This window comes from Nocardia albiluteola (genome assembly GCF_018860155.1).
Lineage (GTDB): Bacteria > Actinomycetota > Actinomycetes > Mycobacteriales > Mycobacteriaceae > Nocardia > Nocardia albiluteola.
Map to the genome: position 1 here is coordinate 1 of NZ_JAHKNI010000047.1, position 665 is coordinate 665.

At 62.7% G+C, this 665-nt stretch carries 1 protein-coding gene; it reads right to left on the reverse strand.

Features of this window, described 5'->3' with window-relative positions; genetic code table 11:
- Positions 1-72: 72 nt before the first annotated feature.
- Positions 73-549 (reverse strand): hypothetical protein, encoded by a 477-nt coding sequence (locus KO481_RS42615; RefSeq protein WP_215924473.1) that lies wholly within the window; start codon positions 547-549, stop codon positions 73-75.
- Positions 550-665: the final 116 nt, after the last annotated feature.

The window sequence follows — 665 nt, forward strand, 5'->3', positions numbered from 1 at the left end:
CCGTTGCACGGCAATCGGATCGTCATCCGCCCTGAGCGTCGAAGCAGTTCACCGACGGCAAACCCAAGCCACTCAGACGATCTCGAGTTGATATGCAGCCTGGACCCAGAAGCCACCGGGCTCGTACTCACCGCCGAACGTGAGGATGTAATCACCAGGTTGCAGGTCGTCCAGCCTGCACCAAAGACCCCAGGCCGTCGCCTTGAACAAGCCGGCCACACCGAAGGGGCCACCAGCTGCCGCGTTGACAGAGAACGGGATGCGATTGGTCACCTCCCGCACCGGCAGGGAGACACCGTTCAGCTCGGCATGACCACTTGCCTTGGGCGCCACCGGAACACGGCCGCCGACGAACGGGAACGACTTCCGGACCTTGTGGAACATGTTGAAGGCGGGAAAGAAAATCGGGCGACCCGAAGGCACGGAGCAGCACCTGCTGACCTCGCCACCGAAAGTTCCAGCGAGGAACCAGACATCGTCGGGCTGACCTTCGGCCGCAAGGATTCCGGTCTCGTCGCATACCGGATTCTTGGCGTTGGGGATCGACATGGCCCACTGCCACCACCGGGCGGCCAAATCGACGTTACTGCTGCGCATCCAAACCACCTTGATGATCTATCCGCCGGCCAGGATAGCCGAGCGTCGGAGAGGGCTGCCGAGGGCAC